This is a genomic window from Cytobacillus sp. NJ13, from assembly GCA_030348385.1.
Classification (GTDB): Bacteria; Bacillota; Bacilli; order Bacillales; family Cytobacillaceae; genus Cytobacillus.
This window is the reverse complement of sequence record JAUCFP010000006.1, coordinates 2,367,884-2,388,073: the sequence shown is the minus strand read 5'-3', so window position 1 is coordinate 2,388,073 and position 20,190 is coordinate 2,367,884. Positions and strand designations below refer to the sequence as shown.

Here is a 20,190-nt window from a genome sequence, read left to right as displayed (position 1 = left end):
TTGATTAAAATCAAATCCGCCTTTTTGCTTATCTATTAAATGACATTCTTTTCTTTAGCTTCTTTTAGCCAGTCCGGGAATTCATTCAGTAAGAGGTCATAAAGTTCGTTATCAGAAATGGTCTCGATATCTTTAATGTGGAAAAAGTTTGCGTTATCGATATACCGGCCATCCATTTCATCCAATTTTTCCAGTACCTCAAAGTTTGAATTGCCTATGCCGACAAACTGCCAAAATAATGGTTTATCGGATGATGCTGTAACCGGTTTCCTGATTGTTCTTTTACAGCCTCCATCATTAATGAAAACAATAAAGGCAGGGTCACTGCTCGGATCTTCTGTGGTATATTTCTGAATGACATCCTCCATTACCGGTGGTTCATCATTTCTTCCGAATTTATGAATAAGATCATTATTTAAGATATATTGATCCACATAGCCTTCAAAGTCATGTTCTGTTACCGGCTTCAACCTGGAAAATTCATTATCATAGACCCAAATATCAAGGGCACCGTCATCATCAAATTGGCTGGCAACTGCTAAGATTCTCTCCACTACCCTTTGTACAGTACCGTTTTTATATAACTTGCGCATGGAGCCGGAAATGTCCAGAACAAGTCCTACTCTGGCAGTAACATTGGTCAGATTCTTTTTCTCCAGGACAAGTCCTGCCGATTTTTTTAATAAACTAATAGAGCTCATTACTGTGAATCCCCCTTTTATCATATATCCAAAAATTTACCATACTGGGAGTCTATTAGCATTAAAAAAGCAATTTAATTTGAAAATTTCATAGCAAAGTCGATAAGCATTTTTTCATATAAATGAATGGAATGCGGAAGGACATATTCATCATCACCGTGCCAGTTCATGCCGGTTGGACCAAACTCGATTGCCGGTATCCCATAATTGGCAAAGAACACAGTATCAGCTGAACCATGCTGTCCAAAGAAAACAGCTTTATCTTCGGTGTGTTTTTCAACAATAGGTTCAAGCATCAATATGAAAGGATTTTCTCTGTCTGTCACAAGGGGCTTGCTGAACATATTCATGATAATTTCCCCATCTGTGATAGTTTCGATTTGTTTGATGATCTCTTCATGATCCTGTTCAGGCAAGTATCGAATATCATACGACATTATACATTTTTCAGGCACCTTATTATAAACATCTCCTCCAGTAATTTTTGCCAGATTAATCGAGGGCTGTGGAAAGAATTCGGATGCTTCTTTTGCAAAAGGCAATTTTAATAGTTTTTGATGTACTTCAAAAGCCTTTTCAATGGCATTGATTCCTTCCCATGGACGGCTGCCGTGGGCCGGATCTCCGTCTATCTGGATGTCCAGCCTGATAACACCTTTTGCTTCCAGCGCAATTCCGAGCTGCGTCGGTTCAGAACAAATGACAAAATCCCCGCGATACCCCTGTTCTGCTAAATAACCGGAGCAATTAAAACCGCCAATTTCTTCATCTGATACAATTTGAAGCTGTATTTTTACACCAATTGGCTTATTGCGGAGTTCTTTTACTGCACACATCATGGCAGCCACCCCGGCTTTCATATCTGCTGCCCCGCGTCCATATATCTTATCGCGGAGTTCTACAGGAATGAACTGTTCATCCTTTCCCGAGACAACATCCACATGTCCATTAAAAATAACGGTCTGATCACCGCTTCCAATTTCACATACTGCCATTTTATAGCCATTATTTTCAATTATTCTAGAAGGAAGGTCGTGGCCCGACAGCCATTGATGGCAATATTCGATAGCCTGGTTTGCTCCTTCCTTAGAAGAGCTTTTAATAGAAATGAGATCTTTCAGTAAGCTTTCAAGCATGTGTCAAAGGTCCTCCTTTATTGCATCAATAATTTTACACAGTACTTATCCTATTCCCGCTTTGGCAGGATGAAAACAGCCTGATCAATGATAGCCCGATATTTGTGAAGAATTAGTGAAGTATATTGCGAAAAGGGAAGGGAAGGAGTATATTATAAGTGAGGAAAGTTAGTGAAGTACTTCACAAATAACTTCACTTCAGCAATCTTTCTTCTCAAGAGCTGGCCGGCTTTTAAATCCCCTGATAGGGAATAATTTTTTAAGTGTTTATGTGAAATTAATCACAATAATAACATGGAGATGATTATCATGAAATGGTGGAAAACTCCTAAGGCAGCAGTCCTGTGGACAATATTAAGGGTTTGGCTTGGTATACAATGGCTGGAAGCAGGATGGCATAAGGTAGCAGACGGATTTAATGCAGGAGAATTCATGCAGGGGGCAATAGCCCAAGCCGCTGGCGACCATCCGGCAGTGCAGGGCTGGTATGCGGGCTTCCTGGAAAATGTAGCATTGCCAAACGCAGATTTATTCAGCACTTTAGTTGCATGGGGCGAAGTTCTTGTTGGAATTGGACTAATACTTGGAGCAGCAACCATTCCGGCATTAATTGCAGGCGCATTCATGAATCTAAACTTCTTATTAGCAGGAACAACAAGCACTAACCCAATACTATATACAGCAGCAATCATCCTTCTATTTACAGGTGCAGGTGCTTACTACTGGGGAGTTGACAGATTTGCCATCCCATATTTTAAGACAATGATGAAAGGCGGTCACGGAATAGGCAAAAAAGAAGCACACAATCACTGAATTGGAAGAAGCAGGGGCTGAATGTCCCTGCTTCTTTTTTGTGTTAATTGAACCTTAGCGTTTTTGACTGTTTTTAACCCGCTGATTGGCTGCATTGGAACGTGCCATTGCCTCGAGATCTTCTTGATCGGCAAGCTCGCGGTTGAACTCTACGTCGATGCCGTCAGATTTCATATTCTTTGGTACTTGTGGAAGTGATGCTTTGTTTTTATCACGAGTTTTATGTCCATGTGCACGGCCCATTGTAAATAACCCCTTTCAGCAATAAAGGTGCGGAAACTGAATGTTTCCGTACCTTTATCATGTGCCATTAATAGGGCTGGTATGGGTGGAAATTAATGTTTTGACTGTCTGCCTGCAAATCCGCCTGCTTTGTCAGCTCTTTTGAATTCTCTTGAATAAGTTACTTCCTGCATGCTTGATAAAGTGCTTTTGGATTTGTCTTTCTTCTTTTTGTCCACTTCGCAACATCCTTTCAGAATAAGGTTCACACTTCCCTTATTTTTCCCTTATTTGAAAAAAATGATACAAATTTCATTGATAAATATCGCCAAGAGCTGCCTTTAAATCTGGATATAAAAAATCAAAACCGAATGACTGCAATTTTTCAGGAAGCACTTTTTGCCCCTCTAATACCAGTGTACTCATCTCCCCAAGAGCTATTTTTAAAGCAAAGCCCGGAGCAGGCATCCAGTGAGGGCGATTAAGGACTTCTCCAAGTATTTGTCCAAATTCCTTCATTGTCACAGGATATGGTGATGTAAAATTTACGGGACCTTGGAGCTGTTCTTGATCAATGCAAAAAAGGATTCCGTTTACGGCATCATCTAAATGAATCCATGAAACCCATTGGCTCCCTGTTCCGACAGTTCCCCCGGCAAATATTTTATAAGGAAGGGCCATTCGTGGAAGAGCACCATCGTTTTTTTCAAGAATGATTCCAAACCTGCAGAAAACTGCCCGGACTTCAAATTCTTCTGCTTTAGATGCCTCCTCCTCCCAGCGTCTTACTGTATCAGCCAAAAAATCAGTACCGCTTTTCCTGGAAGCCTCGGTGAAGGTTTCAGTCTGGGAAGTGCCATAGTAACCAACGGCGCTGGCATTGATTAGTGTATACGGCTTTTCTTCAAGGCGGCTAATAATCCGGAGAACTTCCTTAGTGGCTGTAATGCGGCTGTTTAATATCCGTTTTTTGCGTTCTTCCGTCCATCTTCCACTGTTAATGGACTCACCAGCCAGGCTGATAAACACGTCAATGCTTTCCAGAACATCTTCCGGTGAATCATCATCATTCAGCCATTGTACATAATTCAGATTTTTAGAATGCTGCTTATCAAATATATTTCTTGTTAGAATAAATATTTCATGTTTTTTCTCCAGTAATTTTTTCACCAAGGCGTTTCCAACAAAGCCAGTTCCGCCTGCGATGGCTATTCTCATGGGAGATTCCCCTTTCAAGTGGCAAATACTTTGTTACAATTTACGACGTTTTCTTTCAAATTCCTTTTTTGGATATGTTACATTTAAAAAAAGAGGTGGAGAAAAATGCCGATCATTACGAAAATCACATTTCAGAAAAAAAACACAGACCGCTACAATATATATATGGATTATGGGAAAGGTGAAGAATATGCATTTAGTGTGGATGAAGATGTATTAATTAAACATCAGCTCAAAAAAGGAATGGAGCTGGATGAATTTTCACTAAATGAAATTGGCTATCAGGATGATATCCGGAAATCCTATAACATGGCTATTCAGTATTTATCCAGAAGGATGCGCTCAGAAACCGAAGTCCGAAAACATTTAGCTGACAAAGAAGTTGAAGAACCGGTTATTCAGGAAGTTGTCCACAAATTGTATGATTACAATTTTTTGAATGATGAAGAATATGCCATAGCTTTTGTGCGTACACAAATGAAGACATCAGATAAAGGGAAAGGATTAATCCGGACTGAACTAAAGGAGAAAGGGATATCCCCTAAATTAATTGATGAGGCGCTCGAGGTGTATCCAAGGGAAGCTGAATTAAGTACAGCAATAAAGCTATGTGAAAAGCATGCACAGAAAAATGCCCGTGATTCATCAAAGATCCTCAGGCAAAAACTGGAGCAGATGTTAATGCGAAAAGGTTTTAATTTTGACATCATTCAAGAAGCAGTATCTGAAACGGAGACTGAAAAAGAAGAAGATGAAGAATTGGCAGCCCTAAAGTACCAGGCGGAAAAAGCCAAGAGGAAATATGCTAACCTTCCCGAATTCGAATTCAGGCAAAAAATGAAACAAGCCTTATTTAGAAAGGGCTTTTCGTTCGAATTAATTGATCAATATTTAAATGATGGAGAAGAATAACACATGGAAACCCATGTGTTATTTTTTAGATTCAATGACAATAGATTCTTCATCAAAATTATCCAGAATCATTACTGCCACTTCTTCAGGAGAACGAAGCCTGGATTTGTTTTTGATATGGTCGCTTTCATCCCAGAAAGGGGTATCCATTCCACCCATATAAACGGCTTTAACCTTAATATCCGTGTTTTCGAGTTCTTTCTGAAGGCTCTCTGTAAATCCTCTAACAGCAAACTTGCTTGCAGCATACACTGATTCATTTACTTTTCCTTTTAAGCCAGCTGTCGAAATGATATTCATCAGCAAGCCGCCGTTTTTTTCTTTAAAAGATGGCAGAACAGCCTGAGTCATATAAATAGTGCCCAGCACGTTTGTTTGAAGCATATCCTGTATTTCCTGCTCTCCAAGATGGTCTAATGGCCCGAAATGTCCAACTCCAGCATTGTTAATTAAGCCGTAAAGATCATGGCTTTGGATTTGAGTCATCAAGCTGCTGATCTCCTGGAGTATTGTAATATCTAATGAAAAGGATTGAGCGCTTCCGCCAGCTTCATGAATCTCCTTTTCCACGCTTTGCAGTTTGTCTAAGGTCCTTCCTGTTAAAATAGTATGGAAGCCTTGTTTAGCAAATAATAAAGCAAGCTCTTTACCTAATCCGGACCCCGCGCCGGTAATGATGACAGACTTCATATGTTTCGCTCCTTTGAAGGTCTTATAAACACCATATTAACAAAAAAGTCGAGTACTTGCGAAAGGGTATAAAAAACAAAAAGCTGGAGCCTTTTCTAAACAGACGTTTTCTCATATACTTAGCAATGTGGAGTGGAATTGAAGTAAATGTGTATATAAATTAGCTTAACCAACTATATGAAGAAAGTAAGGGATTTTTATGCAGGAGAAAAGGTACAGTACAATGACTACGTATGAGCTTCAGCAAGAAATTGCCAGCTTAAATGAAAAAGCCAGGAAAGCGGAACAGATGGGTATGGTAAATGAGTTTGCCGTGCTTGAGCGCAAAGTAATAATGGCAAAAGCATATCTGCTCAATCCTGATGATTTTAAACCAGGCGAAATTTATCAAATTGAGGGTGATCCGGGAGCATATTTTAAAATTGAATATATGAATGGAATTTTTGCCTGGGGTTTTCGTTTGAATGGCAGCAAGGGCGAAGAGGCTTTGCCGATTTCCATGCTTAAAAAGCTAGAAGAAAGAGGATGAATGAACACCCTCTTTCAATGAATTAGGATCTCTTTCTGGTTTGTGCTTCTAAAATGATGAGGTCTTGAGTTTGCTGGGTTTCTCCATTTACTTGTGAATGGGCTTTTTTAGGCCGGAAGTTTGGAGATGTAAACGGACTGGAATACGGATTATCGCCAAAAAACTTTTTGCTGTTTCCCATAACCAAGCCTCCTCGATATTAAAATTCTGGTGTATCGCTTTTGCGGTTTGATGAAGCTCTCATCCGTTCCTGAGGGTGTGTATTAATTGTGCCATCAGCCCGGCGTGAAGCGTACTCAGCTTTAGCCCTGGGCTCACCCTCCAGTTTATTGTTATTTTGATTTGGGAAATTTCTTGCTTTATTGCGCATAATAAGCTGCCTCCTAAACCGGAATAAGAGCGTGACCGGCATAAATGCCAACCACGTAATACTATTATTTGTTTTTTTCGGGAGGCTATGAAGGATCCAGGATATTAATAAATGGTAATGAGGTGATTATTATGAATGTGTACCAGCAAAAGCTTTATGAGCTCTTACTGGAAAAAAATCAAAAGCTTTCAGCAAGCCAGGCCCAGACATGGATTGAGCTGCTATGGGAAGATTTTGAAGCAACTTATGCCAAGGCTGGCAGAGAATATAAAGGTGCGGAAATGACAGAAAGAATCGTAAGGCAATGGGTAGAAAACCATGGAAGCAGGCTCCATGAATTTGCTGCTAATAATCCCAAATACAAGCATTTCCTTGAACAGGACAAAAATTAGCTAAATTAAAAACAGGCTGCCTATATTAGCAGCCTGTTTTCATTAGCCGGGGAGAATATCCAGTTTTTTTCGAAGTTTTTCCTCACTGAAAATCCAGCCTGTATAGGATGATTGGATGTTAAACTCACGATCGAGCTGGACCACTGCTACAAATGGATAATGTCCATTGCTCCGGTAGCGAAGGTCGATGAATCGAACTTCATAATAATCATCATATTCATCCACTTCCCACCGGTAAACTGGTGAGAAGGATAGGAATGCAGATAAATTTTTATCTTTCTTCGCGGCTTCAATTACTGGTGTCTCAGGGACAGGAATACGATTAAATTGATCGAGAATCCTCACATGGTTTTTAACAGCACGACCAACAAAAAATTGCTGCCTGCTCATCACCGCAACACGCCATTGATTGAACCTCATGGTTGGGGCAATGATGATATCTGTGGCATCCGGAATGATTACTTTTACAGCCCTCAGTACACTTCTCTGAGCTGCAAATCGAAGAAGATAATACACGACAATAATGCCATAGATAATTAAAAACGTATATCCAGGATGAGCCCCGAAGGCCCATATAAATAATCCAGCGACATGGATCCCGAAAATGAATGGGTCGAATGTGTTGATGATTCCCAATGCTACCCATTTCGATGAAAAGGGCCGAAGTGCCTGTGTTCCATAAGCATTAAATATATCGACAAAAACATGCAGGAAAACAGCCAAAAAAGTCCACAGCCATAAGTGAAGCAAATTTGCCGATGGAAAAAATGGGTAAACAACTGCAAGTATGGCAAGAGGCCAAAGAAGCACTGCCGGTATGGAGTGGGTAATTCCCCTGTGATTGCGAATATAAACGGCATTATTTCTTAGTTTTAAGACAGTATCTATATCCGGTATTTGTGAACCGACTATGGCTCCAATCATGACACTTGTTGCTGTAGCAGAACTCTCCGCAACAACGGGGTCAAGAGTGGCAATGCCGCCAATCGCCAGCCCCATAACTACATGTGTGCCGGTATCCAAGAGGAAAATACCTCCTTCCTTGGGACATGATCTAGTGTTTGCTTTAATATATAGCGGACTTAAATGCCGCTTTCTAAGTGTACCAGCAAATTTCTTGTATTAACAGCTGAATATGGGTACCTTTAAAGGAGTTGCTGAAATTGAAACGAAATGTTCAATCACCTAGAACTAAGGATTAAAGAAGCGACTGTACTAATATATTCCCATATTTTCCGATTGTTTAACATCAGGAGGATTAAAAATTGAAAGAAGTTAGTCAAAATACGATTGAATCAGTTGATATAAAAGGTTTTCAAGATAATTTACTCAGGTGGTTTGAAGCCGAGCAAAGGGATTTACCCTGGAGAAAGGACCAGGATCCTTACAAGGTCTGGGTTTCTGAGATTATGCTTCAGCAGACGCGGGTGGATACGGTAATTCCTTACTTTCATCACTTTATTGAACAGTTTCCGACTATAAAAGATCTTTCTGAAGCAGATGAAGAAAAGGTATTAAAAGCCTGGGAGGGTTTGGGCTATTATTCAAGAGCAAGAAACCTTCAGGCGGCCGTCCGGGAAGTCCATGAAAAATATGGCGGAAAAGTTCCAGATACACCAAAAGTAATTTCTTCATTAAAAGGAGTAGGGCCTTATACAGCAGGGGCAATTCTCAGTATTGCATACGGAATACCGGAACCAGCTGTGGATGGCAATGTAATGCGCGTCCTTTCGCGTATACTCTCCATCTGGGATGATATCGCCAAGCCTTCTTCCAGGAAAACCTTTGAGTCTTCCGTCCGAAAATTAATTTCACATGAGAACCCGTCCCATTTCAATCAGGCCCTGATGGAGCTGGGTGCATTAATTTGTACCCCAACGTCACCTTCATGTCTATTATGCCCGGTGAGAGAACATTGTACTGCTTTTTATGAGGGGACGCAGCATGAGCTGCCTGTAAAAACTAAAACAAAAAAGCAAAGAAATGTTCAATTAGCATCTGCTGTCCTCATAGATGATCACGAGAGAATTTTGATACACAAAAGACCTGGAAAAGGCCTTCTTGCTAACCTCTGGGAATTTCCGATGGCAGAAATCAATATTGCTTATGTAAGCGACAAAGAGCAGATGAAAGATGTGTTCAGCACACAATTTGGCGCAAAAGTGGAAATACAAGAAATGACTGGTCAGATTGAACACGTTTTTTCCCATCTAACTTGGAACATAAATGTGTATAAAGGAAAAATATTAAAACTCAAAGAGGAAAAAAACGATTTGAAATTAGTCAGCCTTGAAGAAATTAAGGAATTTCCTTTTCCGGTTTCCCATCAGAAAATATGGAAGCAATATTTGGAAAGCAGAACATAGAAAAAGGGGGCATGCCCCCTTTTTCTATAAGATTAATCGTAGCTTACCCGGGTTCCATGCGTATAATCAGCTTCCTGCCTTTTCAAGCCGCCGCGGTTTTCTATTTCTTCAATGATCTCCCTATGGATGGTTTGGCCTTCAGCATTTAAATAAGGCATGATCTGCTGAAACGAATGATGGTAAAAAGCAAGCTCACTGTCCTTCCAGTCTGATTTTGACATCATAGAAAGCTCTGTCATATCACGTCCGACAAACATTTGCCATCTTCCTTTCCTCATTTGGATTACAGATAGTGTTTTAATTCGAATTGCCATATATACATGGAAAAAGCTAAAATGAAATCGGTAAGGGGTTTATTTTTAAATTCCCGGTATAACAATCCCTAAACAGTAGGAACAGGAATACATAACAGAAAGGAAACTGAATCATGACACAAAAAGTAGCATTGATAACAGGAAGCAGCAGAGGAATTGGAAAGGCAACGGCCATCAGGCTTGCCAAAGAAGGCTATGACATTGTCATCAATTACGCACGCAGCAAATCGGCTGCAAATGAAACAGCCGCCGAAATTGAGGCACTGGGAAGAAAAGTTCTGGTTGTAAAAGCAAACGTGGGTGATGTAGAAAAAATTAAAGGGCTTTTCCAGGAGATTGACCGTGAATTTGGAAGATTGGATGTGTTTGTAAACAATGCAGCTTCCGGCGTTCTGCGTCCGGCAATGGAACTGGAAGAATCTCATTGGGATTGGACGATGAATATTAACAGCAAAGCCCTGCTTTTCTGCGGCCAGGAAGCTGCAAAGCTAATGGAGAAAAATGGCGGCGGAAAAATTGTAAGCATCAGCTCGCTGGGTTCGATCCGCTATCTGGAAAACTATACGACTGTAGGGGTTTCCAAAGCGGCATTAGAAGCACTGACACGCTACTTGGCTATTGAACTGGCTCCCAAAAATATCGTCGTAAACGCTGTTTCAGGCGGTGCAGTTGATACTGAAGCTTTAAAACATTTCCCTAACCGTGCAGAGCTTCTCGAAGAAGCAAAGACCAAAACTCCTGCAGGACGTATGGTGGAAATTGAAGATATGGTTGATACCGTTATGTTTTTGATAAGTGAGGAATCCAGCATGATCCGCGGCCAAACGATTATTGTGGATGGAGGCATTTCTCTGCTTGTTTAATGAAAAAATGGATATCTTTGGTTTTTAAAAAAGTTGGATAGTTTCCTCCGCTCTCGGATAAATTAATGAGCGTGGAGGTGATTATAATGGCTAAACAACCAAACCAATCTCAAGCTGGAACTAACGTTCAAGAAGTAAGACAACAAAACGCTCAATCTGCTGGCCAAGGACAATTCGGTACTGAATTTGCCAGCGAAACAAACGCTGCTGAAGTAAGACAGCAAAACCAGCAAGCTGAAGCTAGCAAAGGTCAAAATGCCGGCAAACAAAGCCGCTAATAGCATTTTAAGAAAGAAGCCGCCTTTTAATTGGAAAGGGCGGTTTCTTTTTTTGCGGATTAGACATAAAGTTCCCAGTCAATTTTTTATCTCTGGCCATCTCTTCGACAAAACTTCTATAAAGTCAACATAACTAGTCAAAGGGTTAAAAAAAGGTGCAGCGAAATATAGAGATAGGAAAAATAATGGGGACGGTGAAACAAACATGGAGAACTTTAACAGTTTAGTTTCAGAACAGATGAAAACGATGGAAAAGCTTCTTTATCTTCAAAGTGAATTGGAGCGCTGCCAAGAGATTGAAGAAGAATTGAAGGCCATTCAGCAGGAAACGGAGCTGGAAAGTGTACAGTATGAGATTGCAAGGATGAAAGAAGAACTAAAAGAAATTCATCGTATATTTGAGGAACAGACCGAAGAGGTCATCCGCTCCTATCAGGAAGTAAATGTAACTGTTTAAAAATAGCATTCCTTCCCTAAATCTATCTGGTTTACAATACTTATAAAATCAGCTATTATATCCGTTTTTTAAAGCCGTTGATACATTTCAATGGCTCTTTGTTTTAAAAATTTCCTTTTACCGTTATAATAGTAGAAAACAGGAATCGTACTTTGTTGCCTTTTTCTTTTGGATATTATTGAGTCATGCTGTGCAGTAAACGCTGGCATGAAGGGGAGGACGCCTATTAAATGGCGCCAAAAAAAGTATTTTCAGGTTGCAAAGCTTCCGGAATGGAAAGTAGGGGAAAAAAATGGCGGTACCCATCGAAGGCGAACCAATGCAAATACACAGCTATAAACATAATGGGCATATCCACCGCGTCTGGGAGGAAACAACCGTATTAAAAGGGACACAAAATTTAGTGATTGGCGGAAATGACCGGACAATCGTAACAGAATCTGACGGAAGAACCTGGGTGACAAGAGAGCCAGCCATTTGTTATTTCCATTCACAGCACTGGTTTAATGTGATTGGAATGATTCGGGAAGATGGTGTTTATTATTACTGCAATATAAGTTCACCATTTATTTTTGACGGAGAAGCGTTAAAGTATATTGATTATGATCTGGATATTAAAGTATATCCGGACATGACTTTCAATCTGCTTGACGAAGATGAGTATGAACGGCACCGTCAGGAGATGAATTATCCCGATGTAATTGACAGCATCCTTAAATCGAATGTTGACAATCTCATCCATTGGATCCGTCAGAGAAAAGGTCCTTTTGCACCCGACTTTATTGATATATGGTATGAACGTTATCTTACTTACAGACGCTAAAAAATGGCTGAATGCCGAAAAAACGCCTGTTGGACCTTGAGTCAGCAGGTTTTTATTTTTGCCTAGACCTGCATGATTACAAGGGTTAGGGGTAAGTTTAAGAAAATAACTGGAAATTTTGGGTGATAGACAAATATATAAAACCTGCATGATGCAGAGAGGGGGAGCGAACCGGTTGGACAGTATAAAGAGATATTTGAAATTCGTAAAGCCGTATCGGCTTCAGATTATCGGAACCATTATAATAGGCATCATTAAATTTGCCATTCCGCTTTTGATTCCGCTTCTGATTAAGTATGTAATAGATGATATTATTGGCAATGAGGCAGTGAGCCAAAGCGATAAGACCAGCACACTTTTAATGGTTATGGCTGTGATGATTGCTTTATTTGTCATCGCACGTCCGCCAATTGAATATTACCGCCAATACTTTGCCCAATGGGTGGCAAGCAAAATTCTATATGATATCCGGGATAAGCTTTTTACCCACATTCAAAAGTTAAGCTTCCGATTCTATGCAAATACAAGAACAGGGGAAGTCATCTCCAGGGTCATAAATGATGTTGAGCAAACCAAAACATTCGTAGTAACCGGTTTAATGAATTTATGGCTTGATGTGGCAACCATTTTAATTGCAGTTGTCATAATGCTGAATATGGATGTTACGTTGACGATTGTGTCTCTGCTTCTATTTCCGTTTTATGCTTTTTCAGTCAAATACTTTTTTGGGAACCTCAGAAAGCTGACAAGGGCACGTTCACAGGCTCTTGCAGAAGTACAGGGCTATCTGCATGAACGTGTTCAGGGGATGGCAGTTGTTAAAAGCTTTGCAATTGAAGATTATGAGCAAACCCAATTTGATGCGCAAAATAAAAATTTCCTGACAAAAGCGATCGACCATACGAAGTGGAACGCAAAGGCATTTGCAGTTGTTAACACCATTACAGATATTTCACCGCTTTTAGTAATTGGCTATTCAGGATATCAGGTTATCCAGGGGGATATTTCTCTCGGTGTCATGATGGCATTTGTAGCTTATATAGATAGATTGTACGGCCCGCTTAGAAGGCTTGTTAACTCATCCACAACCTTAACTCAATCGATAGCATCCATGGATCGTGTATTTGAGTTAATTGATGAGAAATACGATATTGACGATTCCCCTGATGCAATCCAATGCCAGAATGTTAAAGGGCATATCCAATTTGAAGAAGTGAGCTTTTCCTATAATGAGAATGAGCCTCCAGTATTAAAGAAAATAAACCTTGATGTATCAGCAGGGGAGACAATTGCCCTTGTTGGAATGAGCGGTGGAGGGAAGTCCTCTTTAGTAGGGCTGATTCCGCGTTTTTATGATGTCAATGAAGGCAGAATCCTGCTTGATGGCACTGATATCCGTTCGTTTAAAGTAAGGAGCCTTCGCGATAAAATTGGCATGGTGCTTCAGGATAATATTCTGTTCAGTGAGTCGGTTAGTACAAATATTCTTCTCGGCAAGCCCGATGCCACGGAGGTGGAAGTAATAGAAGCTGCCAAGGCTGCCAATGCCCACGAATTTATTATGAATTTGCCTGAAGGATATGATACCAAGGTTGGCGAGCGTGGTGTGAAACTATCGGGGGGGCAAAAGCAGCGGATCGCCATTGCAAGAATTTTTTTGAAAAACCCGCCGATTCTTGTGCTGGATGAAGCCACTTCAGCACTTGATTTAGAGAGTGAACATCTGATACAGGAAGCATTGGAAAAATTGGCTAAAGACCGCACGACTTTTATCGTGGCTCATCGCCTTTCCACCATCACTCACGCGGATAGAATTATCCTGATAGAGCATGGTGAAATTTCTGAAGCGGGAAGCCATGAAGAATTAATGAAAAAACAGGGTAATTATTATAAGCTTTTTCAGGTTCAGCAGCTTGAAAATTAGGTTTAAAAGCCGGCTCTATTACAGGGCCGGCTTTATTGTGCGCTTTTTTATAGCAATGCGTTAAATTACTATAGTGTTAAAATAGCTTCCGGCAAATAACGGTCATTAATCTCCATCTTTTACATAAATATTAGTAGGATATTACTTACATAATCATATCTAAAAATATATAATGTTTACTATATTTAAATAATTTAGAAAAATGAGTAGACTTAACCAATCTTTTTTTATAGAATGAAAAAAAGATAGTGACCTATGGTCCAAAATTGTTAAAAATGTCCCATTTCATAGAAACGGACGATTAAGAAAGGAGTATCCGTGTGACTCAAGCTCCAGTTTTAGATGTAAAGCAGCTGAGGACTTCCTTTTTTTCTTCAGATGGAGAAGTTCCCGCCGTGGACGATATCAGCTTCTCGGTTAACAAGGGTGAAATTCTTGGAATTGTAGGTGAATCGGGCTGCGGAAAGAGTGTTACATCTCTCTCCATTATGAAGCTGATTCCACAGCCCCCGGGAAAAATTACGGGCGGCGAAATCCTCTTGAATGGAGAAGATCTTGTTAATGCATCAGAAAAAAGAATGCGCGAACTAAGAGGCAATGAAGTGGCTATGATTTTCCAGGAGCCGATGACTTCATTAAATCCGTTATTTACAATTGGAGATCAGCTGGTAGAAGGAATCAAATTACATAAAAAATTAAAAAAGAAGGCCGCGGGCCAGCAGGCAGTTGAAATGCTGAAGCTTGTTGGACTGCCAAGGGCAGAGCAGATTATGAAGGAATACCCCCATCAGCTGTCAGGGGGAATGAGGCAAAGGGTAATGATTGCCATGGCTCTGTCCTGCCATCCGCGCCTTTTGATTGCGGATGAGCCAACGACCGCTTTGGACGTGACAATCCAGGCCCAGATTCTATCTCTAATGAAAGATCTAAATGAAAAACTGGATACAGCCATTATTATGATCACTCATGATTTAGGGGTAGTAGCTGAAGTCTGTGAACGGGTAATTGTTATGTATGCCGGGAAAATAGTGGAAGAGGCTCCGGTAGAAGAGATATTCAAAAACCCAAAGCACCCTTATACCCAGGGACTTCTTCAATCCGTGCCTGATGTAAGAGAAAAGAAGGAGCGTCTATATTCCATACCGGGAAATGTCCCAAAACCGGGTTCCATCAAGACTGGATGCCGTTTTGCAGCGCGCTGTGAATTTGTCCATGACCGATGCATAACGGAAAGTCCTCCGCTTTACAATGTCGAAAAAACGGAACAGCATACGGTGCGCTGTTTCCTGCATGAGTCTGGGGGTGTCATTAATGACCGAAGTGCTGTTGGAAGTTAACCAGTTAAAAAAGTATTTTCCAGTAACCGGCGGTCTGTTTGGAAGAAAACAAGGCGATGTGAAAGCGGTTGACGATATCAGTTTCTTCGTCAATAAAGGGGAAACGCTTGGATTGGTCGGTGAATCAGGATGCGGCAAATCAACCACAGGCAGAATGCTGATGCGCCTGATAGAACCAACAGAGGGAAAAGTAGTTTTTGAAGGCAAGGATCTGACTGCCCTCAACTCTGCAGAAATGCGCAAAATGAGAAAGGAAATGCAGATGGTATTCCAGGATCCTTTTGCTTCCTTAAATCCGCGCCATACAGTTGAGCAGATTCTGGAGGAGCCTCTCATTGTCCATGGCATCGGTAATAAAGAAGAGCGTAAACAGAGGGTAAGGGAGATGCTTGAGGTTGTCGGCCTCAGCAGCTACCATGCCAAACGCTATCCGCATCAATTCAGCGGCGGTCAAAGGCAGAGAATTGGAATTGCAAGAGCATTGATGACCAAGCCTAAGCTGATCATTGCAGATGAGCCTGTTTCAGCTCTTGATGTATCCATTCAATCACAGGTGCTCAACCTGCTGGAAGATCTGCAAAAGGAATTTCAGCTGACGTATATATTCATTGCCCATGATCTCGGGGTAGTTAAACATATCAGTGATAGAGTTGGTGTTATGTATCTTGGAAGATTAGTTGAGATCACAACATCTGACCAGCTCTACGATAAACCGCTGCATCCGTATACCAGGGCTTTGCTTGGTGCAGTTCCCATCCCTGATCCAACTTTAAAGAAAGACAGGGAGCTATTAACAGGGGACATTCCAAGTCCGCAGAATCCGCCAGCTGGATGTGCATTCCATACAAGATGCAAAGAATGCATGGAGATCTGCAAAACAGAGAGGCCACAGCTGAAGGAAATAGAACCAGGTCACTTTGCAGCCTGCCATCTTTATAGCTGAGCTATAAAAAGGGCAGAACTGCATGGATGATAAATAGGTAAATAGCCGATACCGGCAAAAGAAAAAAGGGGGAAAACAATGAAAAAGCGCAATGGCATTTGGTTCCTTGTTGCAGCTTTGCTTCTGTCACTGGCTCTTGCCGGATGCAGCAGCAGCTCAAGCAGCGGAACGAAAGACGAAAAGGATAATGAGAAAGGTACAGATACAGAAGAAGCGTCTTCAGGCGGCACATTAGTATTTGGCCGCGGCGGTGACTCTACTTCGCTTGATCCCGCTATCACAACAGAAGGTGAGTCTTTTAAAGTTACAAAAAACATCTATGAAACTCTGATTGAATTCGGTGAGCAGGATACAGAAATTCAGGCTGGCCTTGCGACTGAATGGGAAACAAGCGAAGATGGCCTGAAGCATACATTAAAGCTTCAAGAAGGCGTTAAGTTCCACGATGGTACTGATTTCAATGCTGAAGCAGTTGTCTTCAACTTTGAAAGATGGAAAGCTGGAAACGCTGAGCAATTCTATTACTATAACTCTCAATTTGGAGACAAAATCTCTGAAGTGAAAGCTGTAGATGATTACACTGTTGAATTTACTTTAAACAAGCCGATAGCACCATTCTTAAAGAACCTTGCGATGTCTCCATTTGGAATTGCAAGCCCGGCTGCTATTGAAAAGCACGGTGAAAAATTCCTTCACAACCCGGTTGGGACAGGACCATTTGTATTTAAGGAATACAAAGCAAACGATCGCATCACTCTTGTGAAAAATGAAGATTACTGGCAGGAAGGCCTTCCGAAGCTTGATGAGGTTATCTTCCGTGTCATTCCAGAAAACTCTGCGCGTCTAAATGCATTGGCTACAGGTGAAGTAGACTTAATCGATGGTGTTAACTTCAGTGATATTGGCCAAATTGAAGGAAATCCGGATCTTCAAACTTTTGAACGTCCATCCTTAAACGTAGCTTATCTCGGGTTAACAAGTACGCGCGGACCATTAAAAGATAAAAAAGTCCGCCAGGCTTTAAACTATGCAGTTGATAAGCAAGCTCTGATTGATGCCTTCTATGCTGGTGCAGCTGAGCCTGCGAAAAACCCAATGCCTCCGGTAGTAGCAGGTTACAACGATGATGTTGCAGATTATGAATTCGATCCTGAAAAGGCTAAGGAACTTTTAAAAGAAGCAGGATATGAAAATGGATTTGAAATGGAACTTTGGGCAATGCCGGTTCCTAGACCATATATGCCGGATGGACAAAAAGTGGCTGAAGCACTTCAAGCCAACTTTGATGCAATCGGCGTAAAGGCAAAAATCGTTACTTATGAGTGGGGTACTTACCTGGATAAAGCCAAAAATGGTGAAGCTGATACATTCCTATTAGGCTGGACTGGCGACAATGGGGATCCTGATAACTTCCTATATGTACTTCTTGATCAGGACAGCATCGGCTCCAACAACTACACTTACTATGAAAACCCTGAGGTGCATGAATTACTTGTAAAAGCTCAGGCTAGTGCAGACCAGGCAGAGCGTGAAGAGCTTTACAAACAGGCTCAGGTTCTGATCAAAGAAGATGCACCATGGATTCCGCTTGTCCACTCAAGGCCAATCCTTGCGGGAAAGGCTGATATCACAGGCTTCAAGCCGCATCCAACAGGTTCTGATCTACTGGCAACTGTAGAATTTAAATAAGGTGCTTCGAGTGAGATAAGTATACTTCTTATATTCAAGGAAAAGGGAGTACAGTTCTGTAGCTCCCTTTTCTATATAGAAATAATATAGATTAAGAAACTTTGAATTTCAATAACTGTCTAGCTCCAGCGCCTACCCCCTCGAGGTCACAAGCCAATCCTCTCAAAAAGGCAAAGAACGCCTTTCCGAGAGGCTCGTCTTGTGCTTGTCGGGGGTGAGCAAGGCGCTTGCGCTTTTCTTAATAACCTTCAAGAGAGGTGAAATGGCAATGCTGTCCTATACATTAAAACGTTTGCTTTCCCTTATTCCAGTTCTGCTGGGGCTTTCCCTGATCGTCTTTTTTATGATTCGGGCAATTCCTGGTAATCCGGCACAGATTATTTTGGGACAATTGGCAACAAAAGAAGCAGTAGAGGAATTAACGAAGCAGCTGGGGCTTGATCAGCCTTGGTACCTTCAATATTTTACATATCTTGGCGGGCTTTTTACGGGGGACCTTGGAGAATCACTCCGAACGAAAACAGAAATTAGCCAGGAAATTTGGCCGTATCTGGCTGCAACAATTGAACTTACATTCGTTGCCATGTTAATTGCTGTTTTTATCGGTGTGAATGCCGGAATCATCAGTGCATGGTATCAGAATTCATGGTTTGATTATGTGGCAATGGTGCTTGCACTTATTGGTGTTTCCATGCCAATCTTCTGGCTTGGCTTAATGGAGCAGTGGGCATTTGCCATAAAGCTGGACTGGCTCCCTACATCGGGAAGGGAAGAAGTAAGGAATCCGATTACGGCTATTACGAACATATATATGATTGATACCCTACTGCAGGGAAGGGTGGATCAATTCTGGGATGTTATCAGACACTTGATTCTGCCTGCATTTGCCCTGGCAACAATACCAATGGCGATCATTGCGAGAATAACACGTTCTACGATGCTTGAAGTAATGAGATCTGATTTTGTCAGGACGGCGAGGGCAAAAGGCTTAAGAATGTTCTGGGTCGTTTATAAGCACTCATTAAAGAATGCCATCATTCCAGTTCTGACGATTATCGGTCTTCAAATGGGATTATTGCTTGGAGGAGCGATTTTAACAGAAACGATTTTCAGCTGGCCGGGAATCGGGCGTTATATTTATGAGGCTATCAATTATCGTGACTATCCTGTTATCCAGTCAGGCATACTTGTCATTGCATTTATCTTTGTCATGATTAATCTAGTGGTGGACTTGCTGTATGCAGCAATCGATCCGCGCATTAAATATAATTAAGGAGGGGGAACAGACTTGGAACTTTCAACTCAAAAAGACCTTCAGCCGCCTATAATGCCAGCTGAAGAAAAAGCAGTTTCCCCCTGGGTGGAAGCATGGAGAAGCTTTAGAAAAAATAAACTGGCTTTAATCGGCACCATTATTGTATTATTTTTCATTCTTCTGGCAGTATTTGCACCGCTTATTGCGCCGCAGGGAATTAATGAACAAATGCTGTCAAAAAGGCTTCAGGCGCCATCAGGCGAGCATTGGTTTGGAACAGATGACTTCGGCAGGGATATCTTCTCAAGGGTTGTTTATGGGGCAAGGATCTCCTTATGGGTTGGGTTTCTGGCCGTAATCGGATCTATTGTAGTTGGCTGCCTTTTAGGTGTGGTGGCAGGATATTATGGCAAATGGGTTGATACGATTATCTCCCGCATTTTTGATATCATGCTTGCTTTCCCAAGCATCTTGCTGGCCATTGCGATTGTGGCAGTGCTTGGCCCATCATTGAGAAATGCCCTGATTGCCATTGCGGTAATCAATATTCCTAACTTTGGCAGACTGATCCGTTCAAGGGTGCTGAGTGTAAAACAGGAGGAATATATAATGGCCGCAAAAGCGATCGGAATGAGCAACAGCCGGATTCTCTTCAGGCATGTGCTGCCAAATAGTATGGCTCCGATTATTGTACAGGGAACACTTGCCATCGCAACAGCAATCATTGAATGTGCTGCCCTTGGATTCCTTGGCCTCGGTGCAGAGGCGCCAAATCCTGAATGGGGAAAAATGCTTTCTGATGCTAAGGCATATCTAATACAAGCTCCATGGACGATGATTTTCCCTGGGCTTGCGATTATGCTTACGGTTCTAGGTTTTAACTTAATGGGTGATGGATTAAGGGATGCACTTGATCCAAGAATGAAGAACTAACAAAAAAAGCAGCTGAAATCAGCTG

The 20,190-nt window shown here is 41.4% G+C and carries 25 protein-coding genes; 15 read left to right on the top strand and 10 right to left on the bottom strand.

Annotation, left to right across the window (positions count from 1 at the left end; genetic code table 11):
• Window positions 1–35: 35 nt before the first annotated feature.
• Both QUF73_11705 and QUF73_11700 read right to left on the bottom strand, forming a co-directional pair.
• Window positions 36–701, bottom strand: coding sequence for a VWA domain-containing protein (locus QUF73_11705; protein ID MDM5226870.1), 666 nt, complete (start codon window positions 699–701; stop codon window positions 36–38).
• Window positions 702–775: 74 nt separating this feature from the next.
• The gene (locus QUF73_11700; protein ID MDM5226869.1) at window positions 776–1,837 is read right to left on the bottom strand and encodes a M20/M25/M40 family metallo-hydrolase; all 1,062 of its coding nucleotides are present in this window, start codon (window positions 1,835–1,837) and stop codon (window positions 776–778) included.
• A gap of 309 nt (window positions 1,838–2,146) precedes the next feature.
• Here QUF73_11700 and QUF73_11695 point away from each other — a divergent pair, with 309 nt between their 5' ends.
• Window positions 2,147–2,650: a DoxX family protein gene (locus tag QUF73_11695; GenBank protein MDM5226868.1), complete on the top strand. Its 504-nt coding sequence runs from the start codon at window positions 2,147–2,149 to the stop codon at window positions 2,648–2,650.
• A gap of 54 nt (window positions 2,651–2,704) precedes the next feature.
• Here QUF73_11695 and QUF73_11690 read toward each other — a convergent pair whose 3' ends face one another.
• The 3 genes from QUF73_11690 to QUF73_11680 form a co-directional block, all read right to left on the bottom strand.
• Entirely contained in the window at window positions 2,705–2,893 is a 189-nt protein-coding gene (locus QUF73_11690) for a YfhD family protein (protein MDM5226867.1), read from the bottom strand.
• 92 nt (window positions 2,894–2,985) lie between these two features.
• Entirely contained in the window at window positions 2,986–3,111 is a 126-nt protein-coding gene (locus QUF73_11685; protein ID MDM5226866.1) for a YfhE family protein, read from the bottom strand.
• Between the two features lie 73 nt (window positions 3,112–3,184).
• Window positions 3,185–4,090, bottom strand: coding sequence for a TIGR01777 family oxidoreductase (locus QUF73_11680; GenBank protein ID MDM5226865.1), 906 nt, complete (start codon window positions 4,088–4,090; stop codon window positions 3,185–3,187).
• 105 nt (window positions 4,091–4,195) lie between these two features.
• Here QUF73_11680 and recX point away from each other — a divergent pair, with 105 nt between their 5' ends.
• The gene (recX, locus tag QUF73_11675) at window positions 4,196–5,002 is read left to right on the top strand and encodes a recombination regulator RecX (GenBank protein MDM5226864.1); all 807 of its coding nucleotides are present in this window, start codon (window positions 4,196–4,198) and stop codon (window positions 5,000–5,002) included.
• An 18-nt stretch (window positions 5,003–5,020) separates the two neighbouring features.
• Here recX and QUF73_11670 read toward each other — a convergent pair whose 3' ends face one another.
• Window positions 5,021–5,692 carry an SDR family oxidoreductase gene (locus QUF73_11670; GenBank protein MDM5226863.1) on the bottom strand — a complete coding sequence of 224 codons (672 nt, stop codon included), beginning with the start codon at window positions 5,690–5,692 and terminating at the stop codon, window positions 5,021–5,023.
• 199 nt (window positions 5,693–5,891) lie between these two features.
• Between QUF73_11670 and QUF73_11665 the strand changes: the two genes are divergently transcribed.
• Window positions 5,892–6,221, top strand: a complete 330-nt coding sequence (locus QUF73_11665; protein ID MDM5226862.1) for a YfhH family protein — start codon at window positions 5,892–5,894, stop codon at window positions 6,219–6,221.
• A 22-nt stretch (window positions 6,222–6,243) separates the two neighbouring features.
• Here the strand turns inward: QUF73_11665 and QUF73_11660 are convergent, their stop codons facing one another.
• Together QUF73_11660 and QUF73_11655 are read right to left on the bottom strand one after the other, a co-directional pair.
• Window positions 6,244–6,402 (bottom strand): YpzG family protein, encoded by a 159-nt coding sequence (locus tag QUF73_11660; GenBank protein ID MDM5226861.1) that lies wholly within the window; start codon window positions 6,400–6,402, stop codon window positions 6,244–6,246.
• A gap of 18 nt (window positions 6,403–6,420) precedes the next feature.
• Window positions 6,421–6,591, bottom strand: a complete 171-nt coding sequence (locus QUF73_11655; protein ID MDM5226860.1) for a small, acid-soluble spore protein K — start codon at window positions 6,589–6,591, stop codon at window positions 6,421–6,423.
• Window positions 6,592–6,722: 131 nt separating this feature from the next.
• Here QUF73_11655 and QUF73_11650 point away from each other — a divergent pair, with 131 nt between their 5' ends.
• On the top strand, window positions 6,723–6,983 hold the full coding sequence (locus QUF73_11650) for a YfhJ family protein (protein ID MDM5226859.1): 261 nt from the start codon (window positions 6,723–6,725) through the stop codon (window positions 6,981–6,983).
• 42 nt (window positions 6,984–7,025) lie between these two features.
• Here the strand turns inward: QUF73_11650 and QUF73_11645 are convergent, their stop codons facing one another.
• Window positions 7,026–8,006, bottom strand: a complete 981-nt coding sequence (locus tag QUF73_11645) for a metal-dependent hydrolase (protein MDM5226858.1) — start codon at window positions 8,004–8,006, stop codon at window positions 7,026–7,028.
• A gap of 242 nt (window positions 8,007–8,248) precedes the next feature.
• Here QUF73_11645 and mutY point away from each other — a divergent pair, with 242 nt between their 5' ends.
• Window positions 8,249–9,349 (top strand): A/G-specific adenine glycosylase, encoded by a 1,101-nt coding sequence (gene mutY, locus QUF73_11640; protein MDM5226857.1) that lies wholly within the window; start codon window positions 8,249–8,251, stop codon window positions 9,347–9,349.
• A gap of 32 nt (window positions 9,350–9,381) precedes the next feature.
• Here mutY and QUF73_11635 read toward each other — a convergent pair whose 3' ends face one another.
• A complete protein-coding gene (locus QUF73_11635; protein ID MDM5226856.1) occupies window positions 9,382–9,606 on the bottom strand; it encodes a hypothetical protein in 225 nt (74 codons plus the stop codon).
• A 170-nt stretch (window positions 9,607–9,776) separates the two neighbouring features.
• Here QUF73_11635 and fabL point away from each other — a divergent pair, with 170 nt between their 5' ends.
• The 10 genes from fabL to QUF73_11585 all read left to right on the top strand — a co-directional run bounded on the left by fabL (window position 9,777) and on the right by QUF73_11585 (window position 20,165).
• Window positions 9,777–10,526, top strand: a complete 750-nt coding sequence (gene fabL / locus QUF73_11630; GenBank protein MDM5226855.1) for an enoyl-[acyl-carrier-protein] reductase FabL — start codon at window positions 9,777–9,779, stop codon at window positions 10,524–10,526.
• A gap of 86 nt (window positions 10,527–10,612) precedes the next feature.
• Entirely contained in the window at window positions 10,613–10,804 is a 192-nt protein-coding gene (locus QUF73_11625) for a gamma-type small acid-soluble spore protein (protein MDM5226854.1), read from the top strand.
• Between the two features lie 205 nt (window positions 10,805–11,009).
• Entirely contained in the window at window positions 11,010–11,261 is a 252-nt protein-coding gene (locus QUF73_11620) for a YgaB family protein (GenBank protein ID MDM5226853.1), read from the top strand.
• A gap of 292 nt (window positions 11,262–11,553) precedes the next feature.
• Window positions 11,554–12,084: a DUF402 domain-containing protein gene (locus QUF73_11615; protein ID MDM5226852.1), complete on the top strand. Its 531-nt coding sequence runs from the start codon at window positions 11,554–11,556 to the stop codon at window positions 12,082–12,084.
• A 175-nt stretch (window positions 12,085–12,259) separates the two neighbouring features.
• Window positions 12,260–14,008 carry an ABC transporter ATP-binding protein gene (locus QUF73_11610; protein ID MDM5226851.1) on the top strand — a complete coding sequence of 583 codons (1,749 nt, stop codon included), beginning with the start codon at window positions 12,260–12,262 and terminating at the stop codon, window positions 14,006–14,008.
• A gap of 320 nt (window positions 14,009–14,328) precedes the next feature.
• Window positions 14,329–15,345 carry an ABC transporter ATP-binding protein gene (locus QUF73_11605; GenBank protein MDM5226850.1) on the top strand — a complete coding sequence of 339 codons (1,017 nt, stop codon included), beginning with the start codon at window positions 14,329–14,331 and terminating at the stop codon, window positions 15,343–15,345.
• Window positions 15,320–16,288 carry a dipeptide ABC transporter ATP-binding protein gene (locus QUF73_11600; protein MDM5226849.1) on the top strand — a complete coding sequence of 323 codons (969 nt, stop codon included), beginning with the start codon at window positions 15,320–15,322 and terminating at the stop codon, window positions 16,286–16,288. The genes QUF73_11605 and QUF73_11600 overlap by 26 nt, the downstream gene beginning before the upstream one ends.
• A gap of 78 nt (window positions 16,289–16,366) precedes the next feature.
• A complete protein-coding gene (locus QUF73_11595; GenBank protein ID MDM5226848.1) occupies window positions 16,367–17,977 on the top strand; it encodes an ABC transporter substrate-binding protein in 1,611 nt (536 codons plus the stop codon).
• A 268-nt stretch (window positions 17,978–18,245) separates the two neighbouring features.
• Complete coding sequence (locus QUF73_11590) at window positions 18,246–19,250, top strand: ABC transporter permease (GenBank protein ID MDM5226847.1); 1,005 nt, start codon at window positions 18,246–18,248, stop codon at window positions 19,248–19,250.
• A gap of 54 nt (window positions 19,251–19,304) precedes the next feature.
• On the top strand, window positions 19,305–20,165 hold the full coding sequence (locus QUF73_11585) for an ABC transporter permease (protein ID MDM5226846.1): 861 nt from the start codon (window positions 19,305–19,307) through the stop codon (window positions 20,163–20,165).
• The last annotated feature ends 25 nt before the right edge of the window (window positions 20,166–20,190 follow it).

Bases quoted from the DNA above. Each gene is read 5' to 3' on its own strand.
- QUF73_11650 (MDM5226859.1), top strand. From the start codon at position 6,723: ATGAATGTGTACCAGCAAAAGCTTTATGAGCTCTTACTGGAAAAAAAT.
- QUF73_11625 (MDM5226854.1), top strand. From the start codon at position 10,613: ATGGCTAAACAACCAAACCAATCTCAAGCTGGAACTAACGTTCAAGAA.
- QUF73_11595 (MDM5226848.1), top strand. From the start codon at position 16,367: ATGAAAAAGCGCAATGGCATTTGGTTCCTTGTTGCAGCTTTGCTTCTG.
- QUF73_11660 (MDM5226861.1), bottom strand. From the start codon at position 6,402: ATGGGAAACAGCAAAAAGTTTTTTGGCGATAATCCGTATTCCAGTCCG.
- QUF73_11700 (MDM5226869.1), bottom strand. From the start codon at position 1,837: ATGCTTGAAAGCTTACTGAAAGATCTCATTTCTATTAAAAGCTCTTCT.
- QUF73_11680 (MDM5226865.1), bottom strand. From the start codon at position 4,090: ATGAGAATAGCCATCGCAGGCGGAACTGGCTTTGTTGGAAACGCCTTG.
- QUF73_11615 (MDM5226852.1), top strand. From the start codon at position 11,554: ATGGCGGTACCCATCGAAGGCGAACCAATGCAAATACACAGCTATAAA.
- QUF73_11620 (MDM5226853.1), top strand. From the start codon at position 11,010: ATGGAGAACTTTAACAGTTTAGTTTCAGAACAGATGAAAACGATGGAA.
- QUF73_11635 (MDM5226856.1), bottom strand. From the start codon at position 9,606: ATGTTTGTCGGACGTGATATGACAGAGCTTTCTATGATGTCAAAATCA.
- QUF73_11695 (MDM5226868.1), top strand. From the start codon at position 2,147: ATGAAATGGTGGAAAACTCCTAAGGCAGCAGTCCTGTGGACAATATTA.
- QUF73_11600 (MDM5226849.1), top strand. From the start codon at position 15,320: ATGACCGAAGTGCTGTTGGAAGTTAACCAGTTAAAAAAGTATTTTCCA.
- QUF73_11705 (MDM5226870.1), bottom strand. From the start codon at position 701: ATGAGCTCTATTAGTTTATTAAAAAAATCGGCAGGACTTGTCCTGGAG.
- QUF73_11690 (MDM5226867.1), bottom strand. From the start codon at position 2,893: ATGGGCCGTGCACATGGACATAAAACTCGTGATAAAAACAAAGCATCA.
- QUF73_11590 (MDM5226847.1), top strand. From the start codon at position 18,246: ATGCTGTCCTATACATTAAAACGTTTGCTTTCCCTTATTCCAGTTCTG.
- QUF73_11655 (MDM5226860.1), bottom strand. From the start codon at position 6,591: ATGCGCAATAAAGCAAGAAATTTCCCAAATCAAAATAACAATAAACTG.
- QUF73_11670 (MDM5226863.1), bottom strand. From the start codon at position 5,692: ATGAAGTCTGTCATCATTACCGGCGCGGGGTCCGGATTAGGTAAAGAG.
- QUF73_11585 (MDM5226846.1), top strand. From the start codon at position 19,305: ATGCCAGCTGAAGAAAAAGCAGTTTCCCCCTGGGTGGAAGCATGGAGA.
- QUF73_11665 (MDM5226862.1), top strand. From the start codon at position 5,892: ATGCAGGAGAAAAGGTACAGTACAATGACTACGTATGAGCTTCAGCAA.
- recX (MDM5226864.1), top strand. From the start codon at position 4,196: ATGCCGATCATTACGAAAATCACATTTCAGAAAAAAAACACAGACCGC.
- fabL (MDM5226855.1), top strand. From the start codon at position 9,777: ATGACACAAAAAGTAGCATTGATAACAGGAAGCAGCAGAGGAATTGGA.